This is a genomic window from Porphyromonas canoris, from assembly GCF_000769115.1.
GTDB classification, from domain to species: domain Bacteria; phylum Bacteroidota; class Bacteroidia; order Bacteroidales; family Porphyromonadaceae; genus Porphyromonas_A; species Porphyromonas_A canoris.
This window is the reverse complement of the sequence record NZ_JQZV01000003.1, coordinates 25,607-43,488: the sequence shown is the minus strand read 5'-3', so window position 1 is coordinate 43,488 and position 17,882 is coordinate 25,607. Positions and strand designations below refer to the sequence as shown.

Below are 17,882 nucleotides of genomic sequence, written 5' to 3'. Positions count from 1 at the left end.
ATAAATATTCCAACAAAGGTTCTACACAAAATATCTGTTTTGTTTTTAGTTATTGTTGCGGACAAACTAAATCAAATTTTTGATTTATAAAAAGACATAGCACCTTAGTTGGTTTTTTTGAATATATGACTACAAAAATAGAAACTCTTAAAGATGCCCTTTCGCATCGCCATTCTCATTATGCTATCCGTCCGGAATGGGTAGCTCCACGCGAAGCCGTCGAAGACCTTCTCGGTCATGTTCTACAAAACATACCTTCAGCTTTCAACTCTCAACCTGTTCGTATGGTACTTCTTACGGGAGAAGCGCATACCGCTCACTGGGAACTTATAGAAAAGGCATTGATAGGGTTTATGGGGCAAGAGAAGTACGAAGCTAATACAGCACCTAAAGTACGTCAAGCTTTTGCAAGCGGTGTCGGCACTATTCTTTTCTTTGATGTACCTTCTGTCACAGAAGGCCTTCAAGCATCTTTCCCCGCATACGCTGCAAACTTTCCTCTTTGGGCTCAACAGACTCAGGGCTCTCACCAATACGCCGTATGGATGGGTCTGGATGTACTTGGCTTTGGAGTAAATCTTCAGCACTACATCGGTATGATAGACGATGAAATCAAGACCCTTGCAGGTGTAGACCCTTCATGGGTACTCACAGCACAGATGCCTTTCGGAGCGCCGGTTGAAGAGGTGAGTGCAAAAGAAAAACTCTCTCTTGCAGAGACACTTATAGTGAAGTAAAACAGAAGATAGAAGATTCGTTTTATCTACAATTCTACACTCGGGTAAGATAAAATCACCCGATTCAGATGGCACTATATGTAAAAAGCGAGATAATGCTCACTTTACATATAGTGCTTTCGTTTCACTTGGGAAATTACTTAAGTTACATGGCTTCATAGTATGTTGTTCCCAGAAGAAGAGATATAAAACAATCCTCACACTCTTCAGAACATCTCTACGGATAGATTGTCGATAACCAATTTATAAAAAGCTATACACAATCCACATAAGATTTAATTAACATGAAAAATTTTGTAATTCACAAATCAGAAACACGTGGTAAAGCTAACTTCGGATGGTTAGAATCCTATCACACTTTTAGCTTTGGCAACTACTACAATCCCGAACGCATACACTTCGGTGCACTTAGAGTAATCAATGATGATACCGTTGCAGCAGGAATGGGCTTTGGTAAACATCCGCACGACAATATGGAGATTATCAGCATTCCTTTGGAGGGAGATCTTGAACACAAAGATACTCTTGGCAATATTGCTGTGATCAAGCAGGGAGATATTCAAGTCATGAGTGCCGGGACAGGTATTCAGCACAGTGAATATAATAGGAACAAAGATCGTCTGACCAAATTTTTACAGATTTGGATCTTCCCAAACAAAAAAAATGTTGCTCCTCGCTACGATCAAAAAAGCTTGGATGTAAACAGCATGATCAACCGATTCCACCAAATCCTCTCCCCCGATCCGAATGATGAAGGGGTATGGATACACCAAAATGCATGGTTCCATATGGGAAAGTTTGACCACGGCACAACATCCGAATACAAGATAAAGCACAAAGGCAACGGCGTCTATGCCTTTATCATAAAAGGTAAAGCCACTATTTCGGGCCACTCGCTCTCAACAAGAGACGGTCTCGGTATTTGGGATATAGACACTCTCTCCGTGACGTCCGATGCTTCGGGCACCGAAATACTTCTTATGGAAGTACCTATGACTGCCTGATCAGAGCAATACAGAAAACAGACACAAAATAAGACAACATCAAACACACAATATCATTATGGATAGAAACAAAGATTTAGGCATTTTGATCCTCCGACTCTCGATCGGGGTGATGATGCTGTTGCATGGCATCGCCAAACTACAAGGAGGCATAGGCCCCGTACAAGGGATGCTTGAAGCAAAAAGCCTACCTGCATTTATCGCCTATGGTGTATATATAGGAGAGATTCTGGCACCTCTTCTGCTGATACTTGGAGCAAGGACACGCTTAGCGGCACTCCTGTTCGTATTTAATTGTATTGCCATTATCTGGTTAGGAGGGCACCCCGTTTTTTCTCTCAATCAGTACGGAGGATGGGGGGCAGAACTACCCGGACTCTTCTTATTCGGGGCTCTTGCTCTATTCTTTACAGGCGGAGGGAAATATGCCGTCTCTACAAAAAATAAGTGGGACTGATACTACCATAACACAAGAGCGAAACATTACTGTTTCGCTCTTCTATTTATCTCCAAGTTATCTCCAAGCTCCGATTCTACTCTCTTTTTCTCGGCACGCGTTTGCGCTCTTGCTCTCTCTTCGAATATTCCCATGCTTTCCTTCCGTCATTCCTCTTTTGCAGCTTCCATGCCGCAACAACATCCGAAATCGGACCTCTTCTTATCAATTACTTCACCACCCAAAGTCTCAGCCCACTCAAATCCGATAAACGAACAGACAACAGCATGGCAAAGAAACTAAAGGAGTATTATAATCAGGAGTATTGCCTCTTTCTTGGACATAAAATAGCATCGGTATATCCTCCGTTTGATACCGGCAAGTTTATCAACTTGGTATCGCAACGGCTGGAGTTCTTAGAGTTCAACGACAGACAAATCCTCATTGCCACTGCGCTCAAAGCATGCCTGCCTGAGAGCTACGAACAGACACTAAGTATCTTCATCCGGATTCTCGGACCGGAAGTCGAAGGGAGCTTAGGCATGTTCAGCGAGGGGTGGTGGCTTTGGCCCGTGGGCAAGTTCGTAGAGCTATACGGAGACACTCACTTCGAGCCGAGCACGGCATTCAGCAAAGAGCTGACCAAAAGATTCACAGGCGAATACTGTATGCGTCCGATCCTCATTCGATTTCCCGAAAAGACCATGCGGCTGATGTTGGAGTGGAGCAAAGACGAGCATCAAAGAGTACGTCGATTGGCAAGCGAATGCCTCCGCATATACCTCCCATGGTCAAAGAAAACAGATGTCGCGCTACGGCACTTCGATCTCTACCGGGAAATTCTCTCTAACCTGAGAAACGATCCGGACAAAACCATCCAAAAGAGCGTTGCCAACAATCTGAACGATCTTTACAAAGCCGATCCTCTAAAGTTTGAGCAGATCATTACCGACTGGGAAAGCCCGGACATGACAAAGGCGTGCGCATGGATCATCAAGCATGCCTCTCGCACCAAGAACAAAGATGCCATGTGCTCTTCGTGCGAAGAAAGATGAACAGATAATAGCCGAAAAACCGGAGCCAAGATTAGAAAAGCCTTCAACAGATACCTTTTGCAGACACCCCACGAAGATCAACATGGCAGGAAAGGCTAAGCAAAGTACACATCAATAAGGCTCCGCAAAAAACGTCATACATAAATCGTTTCTCATGCTCTCTTGTTCACAAGAGAATAATCACTGACAGATCCACAAAACACCCCTCTCTTCATCTGAAACAGTGTAAAGAATTTATAGTCTGACCATATTTCAAATTTCCAAAGAACCTGTTCACTTCCTTCGGTGAATACGTTTAACAAGAGAAATCAAAGCTCGGTTGGTAAAAATCAAGTCATAATTTCCAGAATCCAAACTTTGATTTTCAGCAACCAAGACTCACTTCATATTTCTAAACACCTTTCACCTATCTTTCTAACACGTTCAAATGATTTTCTAAACAGCTACAATCCGACTATTCATTTATCTTAAAATTATAGGGAATCAAATATAGAAATAAAAACAGCCAATTATCGGATTCGTATAACTTCCGATAATTGGCTACTGAGATTAGTAGCAACGAGTAGGAATACTACTTATTTAATAATTCCTCCTTGAAGTAAAAACAAAAAAAACATTCTGATTTACAACAGATTGCAATAGCATGGAGTAAATATGACTACTGAAATCAATTATAAACAATCAGAATATTATTACCGGTTGTTTGGGTATTACTTTCTGACAACTTCTATTGATTCCCAAATTGATTCTCCAATGATTTTTTTTGCATTGGTTTCATTGTATTGTCTGCACAGCATTTCTGCACTTTGTTTATATTCGGGGTAATGCTCCAAAACCTCTTGAATTTTTTTCTCAAGAGTTTTGCAGTTCCACTTTCTCATAGGTATCCGAATAGCAGAACCAAACGCCTCTAAATGCTCCAAATTGATTTTCTGTTCAGGTTGCGTAGCGACTCCTATCAAAGGAATTGCACTCGTTATTGCTGTTTGCAGCGTTCCTTGTCCTCCATGGCATATTACTAAATCAACTCTTTTACTAATAGCTTTTGCCGGAACAAATTTATCGGTTACATAAACATTTTTATTGTTAAGCAGTCGTTGAGACTCTTCCAATGGACAAACAGAAGGAGGAGAAAGAATAATACCACCACACTTCATGCCACAAGGAGAGTTGAACATCTTTACTATTTCTAATAACTCCTCCTTGCTTCCTGATGTTCCAAGAGTGCAAAAGAACTTTTTGCGTGTATTTGTATCATCAAGAATTTTGAGAATTTCTTTGTCTTTTATTTCTTCTTGCTTTTCCTGAGCATACACCGGTCCTGTAAAGATTACCGTACTGTCGTATTGCTCTGTATGGTAAAAGACTGCCAAATCATTGACCAATAAAAGATCAGACTTAAGCATCTCAAATATGTTGATTAAAGGAGATCCATCCCATCCGGATTTTTCAGCAGCCTTTCTGATTAAGGAATGCTTTAATGCCGGATTCCTCTTTTTTAATGAATGGGGAATACAGCTCATTATCCACTTCTGAAACTTAGCTGGTAATCGAGAAAAGAATAATTCATCAGGAAAGGTGAGGCTCTCATTTAGAAAAGTTTCCGTTAACGGCAGTGGCAGGAAAGCAATGCTTTTTACGCTTGGAATAGCCAAACGCTTTGCGATGCTCCCTATCGGCCAAAATCCATAAATGAGTAAATCGGGGTTGATTTCTTTATATGCTTTAATCTCCCCCTGCAATATATCATAAGCTAATGATTCGTTTCCGATCAGCTCTCCGAATTTAGTTTCGAAATCATCTTGATAGCGAATACCTTCCAATCGAGGAGTAGCCCGATAGAGCTCAAATCCTGCTTCAATAACTTTATCTTCGTATAGGCTTCCTCTTGTGAGGAATACAATCCTGAGATTACAATTCTCTGGTTTATATTCATCTATAATCTTCGCTATCTCAAGGGCTCTTGTTGCATCCCCTCCGTTTTGAAAGATCGTAGCTATAGCTATGGTTATGTTATTTTTCATATCGATTTTGGTTGAAAATTAAAAGTTAACACTTAACCCTATCCTGAATTCTTCTCGATATAATACTGTCATAAACAGGTTTAAGTCCACAAAAGCATCACCGAACATATTTATCTGTTTCTGGTTTTTCTCCAATTGTCTAATGTGAGTTTCGTGAAATGTTCTGTGCGAAATTCATTCAATAATGGAACTGCTTTGTCGTGCTCTGTGTGGCTGTAAGTAAATCCACATTTCTCTTGTACACGCCTTGATTTTTCATTTCCGTCAAAATAACCGCACCAAACGGCAGTCTGCTTTAAGTCATCAAAAGCATATCGAAGTAACTCATTTATAGCTTCGGGTATCAAACCCTGTCCCCAAAATGGCTCTCCAAGCCAGAAGCCTATTTCGCACTCGGTATCTGCCATTTTTGCAGAGTGAATTTCACTTCTTGCCGTCATTAACCCAACGCTACCGACTGCTTCTCCTGTCGCTTTCAATACAACAGCATAAGTTTCAGGAGTCAAAAGAACGCTCTTAATAATCTCACGACTATTCTCTATGCTCGTATGTGGGGGCCAACCAGCTATTGGACCAACATTAGGGTTTTGCGCATACTTGTAAAGATCTTCGGCATCGCTCTCTTGCCATGGCCTTAAAATTAAATGTTCTGTTTGTAATTCCATATTCTTACTAAATCAAGATTTCACTTTATTATCATCTTGTCATATCATCTCTCGCCTATCACTAATGTAGGATAATGCACTAACACAAAGATATGAAATGGAATAATGTGTTAGATAGAAAAAAGCAAGATAAAAATCAGAGATTTTATCTTCATCACCTATTCTATTCTCGCCTCTTTCCTTTCTTTGGGTTCTCGTCAATGATATAGCCTTATCAGAACTATAAAAGCATAACCGACTAAACGATAAAAATATTATATCCTCCTCTGGTTAGGCATAAAGGATGGGTAGAAAGAAAAATCGCAGCAAGCTAAACACTTGCTGCGATTTTTCTACTTATGTTAGAATGTAATGCTTATTTGACTTCTTCAAAACAAATCTATACTGATTTACAGCAGATTGCAATCACATGGTACAAATATGATTTCTGAAATCGATTACAAACAATCGGTTATGGTTATATTGTAGACAATGTAGTAGTGTTTCTGATTTATCTACTCTCTGAGCTTCTTTACCATTACATAGTCGTCTTGATTCTCTTTGACGACATAAAATCCACTGCGTACATACAGTTTAGTAGCAAAATTTGTTTTTTGTACAGATAGAGAACATTGGTGATAACCAGCCAGAAAGAGATGATCAAGTAATGTCTTCCAAAGTTTTGTACCGATGCCTTGTCCTCTAAAGTTTGGATGTAGTGAGATGGAAAGAGAGGGCGTTTGATCATCAATATGTCCATAGTCCATCATGATACGTGCCCATGCTGCTCCGATTATGATTCCATCCACTTCTGCTACTACTGCTAGATCTGAAGCTTTACTCCCAAAGTCTTCAATGTACATATATAGCTCTGGTAGATAAATAATGTCATACGGAGGAGGCTCTACTCCCTCAGGTATGAAAATGGCTTCATACAAAAAGTCCTCCAACATGCAATACTCATGAGGGAACATTCTTCGAAAAACTGCATTATTTGACATTTGCTATAGTATATATGTTTAAACCTATGATAAGTGTTTAACCACAACAAAGGTATATAAAACACCATTTTGTAGCTGTTCTGATTCTCGGAAGGACTGCTCCTATGAGCACGACAACCAATACAAGCAACAAAAGACTGCTCAATATTATGTACACGTTTTATTTGATTATTATCCACTTTCCAGCCTTTGTAGAGCCTTCGTGCTTGATGACACCTTGCTTGGTCATTTTCTCAATGTAATACTTTATTTTACCCGTTGAACATCCGAGTATCATTTCCATTTCTCTCCGTGTAATCTCTGGATTTTCTTGGATTATGCCTAATAGTTCTTCTTGGATGTTTCTTGGATGTTTCTTGGATGTTTCTTGGGCTTTTCTTGGGCCTTTCTTGGGCTTTTCTTGGGTAGTTTCTCCTCCAAAGCCCTCTTCAAAATACTTTTGAGAAACGTTCTCAACTACTCGAAAAGCTGTAATCAATGAAAAATCAAAAGAGGCTTGCCCGTTACCGTTTTCTTCCAATTCCTTCTGAACTCGATAGACTCCACGGCTGAATCGGTTTACATAGCCCAAGACTTTCATTGCTTCGGCAATAAAGGGATTCCGATAATCGCTAACATTTGGGAAATTATCAGGACAGACCTTGCCGTACAACCCTCCAGGGTTTTGAATCTCGATGCGGTCGTCGTACTCATAAAACTGAATAGGAGCGTTACCCTCGTAATCTCTGTGCATAATGGCATTCATCAACAACTCTCGAGTAGCCCAGTATGGGTACTTAGAAACTGTTTCTTCCCGAAGTACACTCACGGGAATAGGACGCTTTTGAGAGATACTTGTCTCGACAAAAGCATCAATCTTAAGCAATACCTTGCAAAGATTACCGCTAAACTTATGCTCGTTGAGAATATCGCCCGCACGATCCTTACCCTTGAAGCGAACATATTGAATATACGCCCCATGTACGTGTCGCTCAGGATTCTTTCCAAATAGGACAATAGCCCCATTAGTCGGACAGTTATAGCGCAAATCATATAAGCCAAGAGAGGCAAGTTGATCCGTGATATCTCGTTTGTCTTCACCGAGAACATCCTCTGCCACAGCCTTGGGCAAAAACTCCTTACGAATGAGAGATACATCTAAGTCGTCAATGCTCGTTCCCAAACAAGGCATAGCATCAAAAGTATGAACGTTGGAGAGTCGCCTTTCGGTGAGTATCTTTTCTTCTGCCTCTGTTGCAGTGCTCTTCCGAGGACCGACACGTACCCAAACACGACCACGATAACGTACAGGCGGAAATTCTGAGGGCTGGACTTCTGCCACCAATACATCCCCTTCATCAAAATGGAACTTCTCTACTGTCATGGTGGGCTGAGGGAGAATGTTGCCATCTGTCCGAATATTGGCAATCTGCAATAAGAGCTTATCATCAACCTGCAAACCTGACAACTCTCCATTGTCCTTTGCTCCAATAATGAGATAGCCATTCCTGCCACTACCCGAAATATCATTTGAGAAAGCACATATCGCCTGACAAAACTTATCCATATTGCCAGTCGACTCTGTCCTCTCGATATTGTAGCTCTCAGTGTCTGAAAGCATTTGCAGAAGGTCTTTAGAGACAATCATATTAATTATCTAATTTTATAACTTTTGTCATTCTTTTTGTCCATGTAATATTGTTTTTACCCTTACATTTGGGTGGTTACAAAGGACGATAATTCAGATCCCTTTATGCAAATTGATAATATGGATAGTAAATACATTGCAGATTTTCGATCCGCTTATATGCTTTTTTTTCTTTCTCTTTCGCTTTTTCGCTGAGTTTATGTCAATAATCCTTTGAGTCAAAACACAACTTAATTCAGAATGAAGTTTAAGAATTTCGTTCTTAGAGGAATTTGCAAATGATATTGTAGGCTCTTTATAATTCTCGTTAAATTCGTCCATTGAGGTGATTTTGCGCTGAATTTCTGCATGTTTAGAAACTATCAAAAAACTATCAAACTTACAATACTCTTCATAAAGGAACTTATCTAAATTTTGAGTCCTCTCAGACATAACTTTAAACCAATCTTTAATATCTATAGCCGAAATCTCACTCTTATAAAGTCGGTTTATAAATGATTTATATAAATCTCTAATGTCTTTTACCTCATTGATAAAGTATTCTTTTAAATACCTGCTTTTTGTGAGATTATTTTGTACGGTAATAGCAACCCAAATGCCAATCGCGGAACTTACAATGATTTCTACGACCCCAATCCAATCAGAGATTTGCAACCCGCATAACATCAGCTCTTGCCTATCCATTTTTGTCTCTCTGTTGAATTATTTGCAAAGTTAAAACGCCACCATTCTTCGTGCTCAACAGTTTTTTTAGGAGATTGATTACCTTTACGCCGTTTCTCCCATTCTGGAAAAGTTTCTTTCTCAATCATCTCAATCCATTCAGGCTCCTCATTCGAAATGATTTTTACGTGACTCTGCACATTCTTCTGTCCAAAATCAAAAATAAGATTACCAAATGCTTCGTCAAGAAATGATGAGGCATATCCATCAGGACCATCTAAATTCACTTCGAGTTCTAGCTTCTTATCAAAGGCCTCTTTGAATTTTTTATTCAGAATCTTGTGGTAAAAATCTTCACCAGAATCATCTCCCTGATAACAATATCTTGGCCCTGGACTCTTTGAATAATCAGCTAGGGCTATGCAAATTTTCTGTTCTTCCATATTTCTATACATGTTTTATTTAGCTCCCAATAATAGAAAGTTCCATTGAACTTTCGGTTTAAGACTTTTGAATTTGTGCTATCAGAGAAATCCATCAACACGTTGTTTGTTATAACAATCAGGTTGTTAATGTAGTTCGCATCCGAAATATTCTTTATTTTCGGCAACCCCTTATTTCTGTTAACATCCTTGGTCACAGAAGTATACTTTTTCTCAAATGCTCGTTTTAAAATTTCTTTATTATCAATCAAAAGCTGCTCTTTGATTTTTTGAGAAAATTTTCTTTTTAATGTTCCCAAAATGCCCTCACCAATATCAGTCATCGTGAAGCAAACATTATCTTCATCCTTGTACCAAACGGAAAATAGCCAATTCTTATTGTACCGATTGGCATGTTCCACTGAATTGGCACACATTTCTTGAGCTATACTATATAATGGTCTAAAGGTATCTTCAACCCCTGTTAAATACTTAACAGAATCTTTAATGGCCAACCCGATTTCTCGATTGCTCGTTTTATCAAAACCTCGGTTTACCATTAAGTTTTTATTTTTTTTATTGTAGAGTATTCTCCCTCCTTGCAAATCTCTCATATGATCAGAAAAACCTGACTCAAAAAACATTTTCTTACAATTACCGTCTTGTGGCAACTTGCAAATAGCTTGTATATTCCTCTGAGTTAGTTTATTTATTTTAGATAACAAAACACTAATAGCCCCAATATCAATACTTGTAACTTGCCTGAGGTCAAGAGTAAGAATTACTTTTTGATTTTTAGCTGTTGCGTTTTCAATTTTTCTCATAAAATCCAATACATTTTCTGAGTCCTTGAGCAAACTAAGATTCTGTCTTGCAGAAACAGCTATTCGCTTAGCATGCCCATACAAAGAATGTCTTTCGTTAATTTCCCATTCTTTATCCTTTTTCCTACCATTGCTATCAATATTTCTTTGTCGTTTCTTTTTAACAGATTTTCTTCTCAAACGCTCTAATTTATCTTGTCTGATTCTTATCCGTTGAATAGATATGTATTTTCTTGAATTTTTCATCGAAACAAATTCTGTCTTTTTGAAACTATATTTTAAGCGAATAGTACCCTAAATGTCTTGTCGGGATATAAAAACATCTCTAGATAAGCTACCTCTGTTTACTCACCTCTACTCTCATCACAGATTCAATAAATCAATCAAAGAACGAATAAAGAATTAATTCATCAATCTATACTAAAACTATTTATATCTATAGTTTATGATTTGTCAGTAACTAGAATCGATAAAATAATTTTTGAAATTTTCTTGTCGTCGGTTGCAGACATAGGCATTGACAATGCTGAAGCTCTTGCCAAGTTTTTCGGCAAGCCATGTTTGCTTAATTCCTTTTTCCTCAAGCACTTCTTTGATTCGATTCATGGGTTTATCCATCGCGTTCAATGTTCTTTTGATAGTGCAAAGATATGAAATGAAATAGCATAGAAAAAGGGAATGAGGATTTATTTTCTCATTCCCTTAAATCTTTTAATGGGTGTAGAAGAGAAGCATTTATTTCCGTTGTTTTATGAACTCTGCCTGCTTCTGAAGTTCATTTGCTTGGGATGTGTTCAGGCGGGCTCGCTCTGTCTTTTCTGCCTGTTCTTTGACCAATCGTTCGTAAGTTTCCACTTGTTCTCGGATGAGAGCAATCTGCTCTTCGTCTCTCTGATAAGTAAAAACCGTTTCCAAATCCATTAGTTTTTCCTGATTGGCTTCTCCATACATTTTGATGTAGCGATACTTCAAATCATTATCCGATAGTTTACCGTTTTGTCGCATTTGCCAGAAGTTTCCAACCAGAGAAAACAAAAGAACAAGTCCCATACAGCAAAGAGTGATAACCGTTTTACTGTTCTTAAAGTCAAGACTAAAAACATGTTCTTTGCGGATGACAGTGCGACTCTCTTTGCCCATCTCATCAATTTTCGCCTCAATGGCTTGTAGAGTCTCTTTTTTCTCTGAATCCCATCCCTCCAACTTCTCAAAGACGATTTCCATTCCTGCCACTACGCTCTTGGTAAGTATTTCTTCCAAGACACTGATTTGTTCGGGAGAAAACACCTCTTGCTTTGAAAGTGTATTCATCTTCCCGAGAAGCTCTTCGATTTTACTCAAGTCGATCGTTTGTTGTTCAGATCTTCCCTTTAAGGAGGAAGCCATTTCCGTAAGACTTTGCTTCAATTCCTCAAACAGACCATATACGGCCGAAGTATCTATTCTATCTGTGTACATATACTTTTTCTTTTGTGATTAAACATTAGTGCAGTACTCTGCGTATTCTGATTTTGCTTTTAGCCGCCAACTTTCGGGCTTTCAGAGCCTGAATGTATTCGGCAAGTGTCGCATCATAATGAGGGCTATCAAAAAGTGAGAAAATGCTGAGTTGCCCAATAAGAGAATCAAGAGCATCCATCACACCTCCAGTTTCTGATGTTTTGAACTCTTGTTTTTCTGCCACTTGCAGTGCTTGATAGGCATTATCTTTAATCTGCCTGTCAATCTTTGAGAAGCTACATTCTCTATCTACATGGGAGCCTGAAATCCGATTACCATCTTTCTCAAAAATGATGCCCTGAATCTTATACGTATTGCCATTTATCTTGAATTCCAAGCCTATACCTGATTGCTTTAGGGTTGCTTGCAACTGTCCCCACGTCAAACTTTGAGGAATAGCTTTTTTGAGAGCATCGTAAATCTCATATTTGGTTTTGTCGTTCCCTTTCAGCCGTTCACGCTTGACATTCTCTTTTCCAGAAGCAATATATAATCCGTATTTCTTAGTCAGTTCCATGCAGACCTTTGTGCTACGTAGTTTTTCATTTTGATCTGAAATTCTTCGACCATCGTTATCAATACGATTGATTACCATGTGTATGTGTGGATGGTCTGTATCGTGATGACGAGCAATAAGATACTGCGTGTTGGAGTAGCCCATTTTCTGTAAATATTCCTGTGCCACCTTGACCATAAAAGCATCCGTTAAATGCGCCTTATCTTGGGCTGAAAAATCCAAAGAGATGTGGGCTACAGGTTTCGTAATCTTGGGATTAAGTTTACTTTGAGTAATAAAGCTTCGGATTATAGCTTCTCTATCTTTCAGACGAATGCCTTCCGCCTGCAAGAGCTGAGCACGCTCTTTCTCCAAAACATAGTTTATCACCCCTCGAAATCCTCTCCCCTGAACAATCTTAGCAATCATCTTCGATTCGTTTTATGATATTGTCCAATCTCTCAGTCATCACAAGGTTGTCTTGATAGACTCGTGCGTATCCCATAGCATTGGCTTTGTGGGCAATCTGATTGACATTATTGGCCATTCCACTTAGCTGACGAAGGTGATTCATCAATTCGGGAGACAGCCTCTGCCTGACGATACTCGCAGCGATACAACGACGGATGTATTCACTTCGGGTAATCCCAGCAAGACGTGCTTTAGCTTTCAGAGAGTAGAACTCCTCGGTTGCCATTTTCAGTGTAACCTTATATTTCTTCTTTTCTACCGGTCGTTTGGGTGGGCGATCGTTCGTATTACGATTTTCTATTGTCTTCATTACTGCATTTGTTTTTTGATTTATGAATAGACCAACGGGATGAGTCAATCCTCGAAGAGCAAGGTTTTGGTCTGACCAAAACACAAACTTGCTCCTCTAATAAGCAAAGGGCTTGACTCCATACCCATTCATCGTTTGAGTCCCCGACTTTTCATTCTCGGAGGAGAAATGAGTTCTTGATTTTTTCGACAGAGAAAATCATTCAAGTCCTTATGTCCCTCATAAAGGATGGAGCAATCATTAACGCGAAGATTCATTCTCCAAAGCACTTCAAGCGTTTTCTTTCCTGCTGCATCGTTATCGAGATAAGCGTTAACAATGGCATATTTCGAGAGTAAGGAATGAGCCTTTTGGAGATTGTTTACAGAGTTCAGTACAATCGCAGATTCAGTATTTCTGTCAGGATAAAGGGTACAAAAACTCAAGTAATCTATAAATCCTTCAAAGAGATTGATAGTATCCGTATTTCGATCAAAGGAGGAGATACTGGAAGGAGGTAAACAGCCTTTGAAATAGAGATTACGAATGGCATAACCTCCCAAGTCGTTAGGCATTCCGATAGCGTAATAAGTACGCCCTTTTACTTGATAGTGAATCTCACGACAGTATCGTTTCGCCACAGAACAATCAATCTTACGGTCTTGTAGATATCTCAGCAAATTAGGATGATGCAAAGAGGCGGCTTCGATTATTTTCATCTCTTCGCCACTCTCAGCCTGTCGGTCAAAGTCATTCTGCATAAGAGGGCTAATCTCTACACGGTCTTCTAAAAGTCCAATTGCTTGAGACAGTGTGCAGCCATGTAGTTTCATTACCAAATCAATTATGCTGCCACCTTCACCGCTTCCAAAGTCATACCAGAGACTTGCTCTGTAATCGACCTTGAAACTGGGGCTACTCTCTTCCCGAAAAGGACTTCTATACATTCCATAAGTCGTATACTCCTTCACTGGGTAATGGCCTTTATTAGCCAAATAATCCTTCAGAGATAAGGATTTTATATGTTCAATATTCATCATGTTTTTCTAAGTTTTGGAGATTTTCCTTACTACATGAATATGGATGGATAACTCTTTCACAGTGAAAAGAAAAAGAGTCGTAACCTGTTTTCTTGTAGTAGTATCATCGGTGCGAGTAGTAACTCTGTTGTAAGACAGATTATAAAACCATACTACACGCTCAATCTTTTTTCTTTCACTGGATTAGTATCTCTTGTAGTAAGTAGTAACTGTAATTTATCAATAGGTCAAAAGGAACTCACGAACGGATTCGGGAAGACTTTCCTGATATGATAAACATACATAGGGTTACCTCCTATCCGTCGAGACTTTCGTTCAAATCCTGCTTTGCGCAGAGCTTCTCCCATTCGTTTTTCAGAGAGGTTCAGCGTAGTGTATCCACGCAAATAATTCAGGACTTCCGAAGTAGTCATATAAGATTCTTCCGTAGGACTTGGTTTCTCAAAGCCTTTGAGCAACATTTCGTATTCGACTGTCTGCACATGAAAGCCTTCGCTCTCTCGGTGCAACTCTGCAATCTCAGCATCATCAAACCAGTACCGATATCCACTTTCCCAATACCACCAAGCCTCCGAATAAACCTTATTGATATTGACCTGTTTAGCAGCTTCTATGTCAATAGCTTCTACTTCAAAAGGAAGAAACCGACGACTACCCGTCGGATCCGTAAGGAAGTCATTACCATTTACCGAAGCCATAAAACTGGCTAAGTGAGGATACTCTTCGATGTACGTATCGTATGGTCTGCGATACTTAACCCGTGGAGTTGTTATGAGATTCTTCAACTCATTTTCGTCTCTTTTGTTGAGGGCTTTGAGTTGGTCGTCGATATTGATAAACAGGTATTCGGCTATAAGGGTCTGCGTATCCTTGTTTTGAGGGTCAATAGTACCCGTAAACAAATATGCTTTTAGCTCCACGGGACAAAGCAAGTCTAAGAAAGTGGTCTTAAACTTACCCTGCTCTCCAGTCAAAACCAGACAGGTGTGATTGCGACAGAATAAATCATCCATCGCATTCGCCACCACTGCAATAAGCCATTTGGTCAAGTAGGTTTGCCACTTCTCAGGATTCCGAACCGTTACGCACGAAGCCAAGTGAATAATCTCCGAATCCTCTCCCTCGTTCCACTTCGATAGTTTTTGGAAATACTCCTGTACAGGATTGATACGCGGACAGAAATCACTTTCCAATATCGCTCGTATATTCTCTGCCGAAGTACTGATACCTTGTGAAGAATCCAATAGCCGTCGCATGGAGTTGATATCGAATTTACCGAGCGGGTAGAAAAGTGCTTCTTTATTCGAGTATCGAAACTCCGTGCGACTTTTTACGGTGTTGAATCGAAAGTCATAGTGCTCCCTTAGAAAGGACTCTATCCGTTCATTCTTGGATTGCTTCCCTTCTGGTCGTTCATCCATTTCTTCTTTCATCGTTGAATAGATATTAGAAATGAGAGAGCTTGGCCTTCTTTTCAGAGATAAAGAGCTTTGAGTCTTCGGCAAGTTCTCGCACAGTTTTTCTACGACCATTAGCTATCCATTCGAGCAACTCGTCCTCGAAGAAGTAGAGTTGCTTTCCGTTCTTGTAGCAAGGAAGCAAACGCTTACGCACAAGCGTATAAATTGTAGGCTTGGCCTTCCCGATGATTTTACACGCCTCATTTATCCCGATAGGAATACGTTTTGGAGAAATAACCGCATCTTGCCCTTTCTCGACCAAGGCTTTGATCTCAGCTACTTCGTTCACTAAGTGAGCTACCGCCTTAGGTAGATTCTCAAAAGAAATTTCGTTGTTGTCCATGTTTATACTATTTTGAGTTTAACATGGCACAAATGAATAAAGTGTTTTCCCTGTGATTCAAAACACGGAGAAAACACTACAAAAACACTATGATTCGTGCGTTTTCCTATTTACTAAGACAAAGAGAAGTTATAAAAGTTTTTTCCAACCCAAAGTTTGTATCATAGATATTGTAATTTTGTTTATAATTACAATTGAGGGATGAAAAGGTTGAAGTCTGTTGAGATGTAAACCCTATTCAGAAAATAATAAGTAGCAAATAAACGGAGTTTATATGAACGAATTTGATCAACTTGAGATTGAGTATAAGAATCATAAAGTTTTTGAAGAACTCTCTGATTTTTCGGAGTTTTATCGATCTTTATCCTATAGTATAATGATGTTTGTGAGTCAGGGAACTAGAGCTTTTCTGAATCTGGATACTTACGTATTTAGCTCAATAGGTAGCACTCTTGACTCTATAAAGATGGTGTTGGCCAATGGGAGTATTAATGATGGATACTCTTTGCTCAGGAAATACTATGATGCAACCATAATTAATGTTTACACAAATGTTTATTTAAGGGATCATTTTAGCATCAACAACTTCATTGTTGAACGTATTGATAATTGGAGAAAAGGCACAGAGAAATTGCCCTCCTTTCGAATAATGTCTCAATATATCAAAAACTCAGACAAGCTAAAGCCCATAACGGAATTGCTCTCAAAAGACAGATTTTACAAAGAAATTAGGGAACGCTGTAATGATCATACTCATTACAATTACTACAACAATATTCTTCTGAATGACAAAAAGTTATATCTACCCCATCGTGTTAAAGCATTAGATATTTTCTTGAATGATTTAACAGCAGTTTTTGTTCAACACTTTGCCTATCTTTTCTATTTTAACAACCACTATATGATGGCATCTGACTATACAGATAGTCTGGATTTAGGATTGGAGCCCGACGAAGAGTCGCAGTATCGGGTAGCTCCATTTATTCAAGTCGCATTTGATAGGTGGATCAAAACTAATAGATCAGACATCGCTGAAGAGATAAAATCTAGAACGGATATGCATTTAGAATAATGCAGAAAGAATCTGCTATTTGGAAGTTTTTATTATCGTTCTCCTCATTTATTCAAAGAAGCGTAAGACACTTCTGAATCTTGATTAGCCCTTTTTGTTCATCGTCTTTGAGGTGGCTTTTGATGGTCTCTGGTTCAACGTCTCTTAGTGCTTCGGCAAAAACAAGTTTGAGGAAAAGAGCAACCTCGTCTTGTTTGCCGATACTGAAATGCTTCCAAATATTCCAGCCGAAATGATACAGGTCTAAAGAAGTAAGTTTTGTGACCCTGACGGGTTGAGGGTTTTGTAAGACATTTCCTTCTGAATAAGCTGTAATGTGTTGACAAAGTTGTATCAAATCGTCATCAGAGACATAAGGGGCAAATTCATGCTGTGTATAGGAGATGGCTATCTCCAACTTCTCTTTTGATTTATCGCTTTGTTTACGCTGTTGGCTAACTCGTATCTCCTGAATAAATTCAGTCTCTATACTCTTTTTGTCCCAATTCTGCTCAACTTCTCTCTTTTTTCGAAGTGATGATGGAGAATACTTGCGAGGGAAAAACTTCTTCACAATAGCGGTGAGCAAGCCGTCAATCAGAAGCATCAGGGCTGAATAGAGAATGATACCTACACCTGTAACAATCCAGAAAATTACGGTTGCAGTAAATTCGTCAACTCCAGCCGAGACAAAAACAAATCTCACAATTATACCAATTAAGGCACACGCCAGCAAGACGGATAAATAAACAATTATATATTCAAAGTACTTAGACTGCATCTTTATTCATTTTT

General features: G+C 39.2%; 20 protein-coding genes. 5 read left to right on the top strand and 15 right to left on the bottom strand.

Annotated elements, in window-relative coordinates; all coding sequences use genetic code 11:
* Window positions 1-125: 125 nt before the first annotated feature.
* The 4 genes from HQ43_RS00925 (at window position 126) to HQ43_RS00910 (ending at window position 3,232) form a co-directional block, all read left to right on the top strand.
* Window positions 126-737: a nitroreductase family protein gene (locus HQ43_RS00925; RefSeq protein WP_036788566.1), complete on the top strand. Its 612-nt coding sequence runs from the start codon at window positions 126-128 to the stop codon at window positions 735-737.
* A gap of 284 nt (window positions 738-1,021) precedes the next feature.
* Window positions 1,022-1,741, top strand: coding sequence for a pirin family protein (locus HQ43_RS00920; RefSeq protein ID WP_036788563.1), 720 nt, complete (start codon window positions 1,022-1,024; stop codon window positions 1,739-1,741).
* A gap of 58 nt (window positions 1,742-1,799) precedes the next feature.
* Window positions 1,800-2,198: a DoxX family protein gene (locus HQ43_RS00915; protein WP_200879546.1), complete on the top strand. Its 399-nt coding sequence runs from the start codon at window positions 1,800-1,802 to the stop codon at window positions 2,196-2,198.
* A gap of 266 nt (window positions 2,199-2,464) precedes the next feature.
* Window positions 2,465-3,232: a DNA alkylation repair protein gene (locus tag HQ43_RS00910; RefSeq protein ID WP_036789014.1), complete on the top strand. Its 768-nt coding sequence runs from the start codon at window positions 2,465-2,467 to the stop codon at window positions 3,230-3,232.
* Window positions 3,233-3,942: 710 nt separating this feature from the next.
* On the opposite strand, the gene HQ43_RS00905 is transcribed toward HQ43_RS00910, so the two are convergent.
* The 14 genes from HQ43_RS00905 to HQ43_RS00840 form a co-directional block, all read right to left on the bottom strand.
* Complete coding sequence (locus HQ43_RS00905; RefSeq protein WP_036788559.1) at window positions 3,943-5,256, bottom strand: nucleotide disphospho-sugar-binding domain-containing protein; 1,314 nt, start codon at window positions 5,254-5,256, stop codon at window positions 3,943-3,945.
* Window positions 5,257-5,366: 110 nt separating this feature from the next.
* Window positions 5,367-5,921 carry a GNAT family N-acetyltransferase gene (locus HQ43_RS00900; RefSeq protein WP_036788557.1) on the bottom strand — a complete coding sequence of 185 codons (555 nt, stop codon included), beginning with the start codon at window positions 5,919-5,921 and terminating at the stop codon, window positions 5,367-5,369.
* 494 nt (window positions 5,922-6,415) lie between these two features.
* The gene (locus HQ43_RS00895) at window positions 6,416-6,901 is read right to left on the bottom strand and encodes a GNAT family N-acetyltransferase (RefSeq protein ID WP_036788553.1); all 486 of its coding nucleotides are present in this window, start codon (window positions 6,899-6,901) and stop codon (window positions 6,416-6,418) included.
* 160 nt (window positions 6,902-7,061) lie between these two features.
* Complete coding sequence (locus HQ43_RS00890; RefSeq protein WP_036788550.1) at window positions 7,062-8,528, bottom strand: RNA-binding domain-containing protein; 1,467 nt, start codon at window positions 8,526-8,528, stop codon at window positions 7,062-7,064.
* 93 nt (window positions 8,529-8,621) lie between these two features.
* Complete coding sequence (locus HQ43_RS00885) at window positions 8,622-9,212, bottom strand: hypothetical protein (protein WP_152567439.1); 591 nt, start codon at window positions 9,210-9,212, stop codon at window positions 8,622-8,624.
* Window positions 9,194-9,634 carry an STAS-like domain-containing protein gene (locus tag HQ43_RS00880; protein WP_036788544.1) on the bottom strand — a complete coding sequence of 147 codons (441 nt, stop codon included), beginning with the start codon at window positions 9,632-9,634 and terminating at the stop codon, window positions 9,194-9,196. The genes HQ43_RS00885 and HQ43_RS00880 overlap by 19 nt, the downstream gene beginning before the upstream one ends.
* Window positions 9,610-10,683, bottom strand: coding sequence for an STAS domain-containing protein (locus HQ43_RS00875; RefSeq protein WP_036788541.1), 1,074 nt, complete (start codon window positions 10,681-10,683; stop codon window positions 9,610-9,612). Before HQ43_RS00875 ends, HQ43_RS00880 begins: the two co-directional genes overlap by 25 nt.
* Before the next feature lie 207 nt (window positions 10,684-10,890).
* Window positions 10,891-11,055 carry a helix-turn-helix domain-containing protein gene (locus tag HQ43_RS00870; protein ID WP_036788538.1) on the bottom strand — a complete coding sequence of 55 codons (165 nt, stop codon included), beginning with the start codon at window positions 11,053-11,055 and terminating at the stop codon, window positions 10,891-10,893.
* A gap of 117 nt (window positions 11,056-11,172) precedes the next feature.
* Window positions 11,173-11,895 carry a hypothetical protein gene (locus HQ43_RS00865; RefSeq protein WP_036788535.1) on the bottom strand — a complete coding sequence of 241 codons (723 nt, stop codon included), beginning with the start codon at window positions 11,893-11,895 and terminating at the stop codon, window positions 11,173-11,175.
* 25 nt (window positions 11,896-11,920) lie between these two features.
* Window positions 11,921-12,862, bottom strand: coding sequence for a relaxase/mobilization nuclease domain-containing protein (locus HQ43_RS00860; protein ID WP_036788532.1), 942 nt, complete (start codon window positions 12,860-12,862; stop codon window positions 11,921-11,923).
* A complete protein-coding gene (locus HQ43_RS00855) occupies window positions 12,852-13,214 on the bottom strand; it encodes a MobC family plasmid mobilization relaxosome protein (RefSeq protein WP_036789013.1) in 363 nt (120 codons plus the stop codon). The genes HQ43_RS00860 and HQ43_RS00855 overlap by 11 nt, the downstream gene beginning before the upstream one ends.
* A gap of 128 nt (window positions 13,215-13,342) precedes the next feature.
* Window positions 13,343-14,233: a toprim domain-containing protein gene (locus HQ43_RS00850; protein WP_235305934.1), complete on the bottom strand. Its 891-nt coding sequence runs from the start codon at window positions 14,231-14,233 to the stop codon at window positions 13,343-13,345.
* A gap of 227 nt (window positions 14,234-14,460) precedes the next feature.
* Window positions 14,461-15,666 carry a VapE domain-containing protein gene (locus HQ43_RS00845; protein ID WP_394358406.1) on the bottom strand — a complete coding sequence of 402 codons (1,206 nt, stop codon included), beginning with the start codon at window positions 15,664-15,666 and terminating at the stop codon, window positions 14,461-14,463.
* 13 nt (window positions 15,667-15,679) lie between these two features.
* The gene (locus HQ43_RS00840; RefSeq protein WP_036788529.1) at window positions 15,680-16,036 is read right to left on the bottom strand and encodes a helix-turn-helix domain-containing protein; all 357 of its coding nucleotides are present in this window, start codon (window positions 16,034-16,036) and stop codon (window positions 15,680-15,682) included.
* A 274-nt stretch (window positions 16,037-16,310) separates the two neighbouring features.
* Between HQ43_RS00840 and HQ43_RS00835 the strand changes: the two genes are divergently transcribed.
* Complete coding sequence (locus HQ43_RS00835; protein WP_036788526.1) at window positions 16,311-17,108, top strand: hypothetical protein; 798 nt, start codon at window positions 16,311-16,313, stop codon at window positions 17,106-17,108.
* 52 nt (window positions 17,109-17,160) lie between these two features.
* Here HQ43_RS00835 and HQ43_RS00830 read toward each other — a convergent pair whose 3' ends face one another.
* Entirely contained in the window at window positions 17,161-17,868 is a 708-nt protein-coding gene (locus HQ43_RS00830) for a hypothetical protein (protein WP_036788524.1), read from the bottom strand.
* Between the last annotated feature and the right edge of the window lie 14 nt (window positions 17,869-17,882).